A 420-nucleotide genomic window follows, 5' to 3' on the forward strand; every position below is an offset into this window, starting at 1 on the left:
GGTGACCAAAAAGTCACCAGCCTCAGCCTGATTTCTCAGGCTGCAACCGGAAGGGTTGGCTTATTTAACTTCAACTTCAGCGCCAGCTTCTTCCAGAGATTTTTTCAGAGCTTCAGCGTCGTCTTTGCTGATGCCTTCTTTCAGTGCAGCCGGAGCAGATTCTACCAGGTCTTTAGCTTCTTTCAGACCCAGGCCAGTTGCGCCACGTACTGCTTTGATAACAGCAACTTTGTTAGCGCCAGCAGCTTTCAGAATTACGTCGAATTCAGTTTTTTCTTCAGCAGCTTCAACCGGGCCAGCAGCTACAGCTACAGCAGCAGCAGCGGAAACACCGAATTTTTCTTCCATTGCAGAGATCAGCTCAACAACGTCCATTACGGACATAGCGGATACTGCTTCAATGATTTGATCTTTAGTGAT

1 protein-coding gene is annotated in these 420 nt (G+C 47.9%); it reads right to left on the reverse strand.

Features of this window, described 5'->3' with window-relative positions:
• Positions 1 to 60: 60 nt before the first annotated feature.
• A complete protein-coding gene (gene rplL / locus FJV41_RS56085; RefSeq protein ID WP_141649650.1) occupies positions 61 to 420 on the reverse strand; it encodes a 50S ribosomal protein L7/L12 in 360 nt (119 codons plus the stop codon).

The sequence above is a fragment of the Myxococcus llanfairpwllgwyngyllgogerychwyrndrobwllllantysiliogogogochensis genome, assembly GCF_006636215.1.
Classification (GTDB): Bacteria; Myxococcota; Myxococcia; order Myxococcales; family Myxococcaceae; genus Myxococcus; species Myxococcus llanfairpwllgwyngyllgogerychwyrndrobwllllantysiliogogogochensis.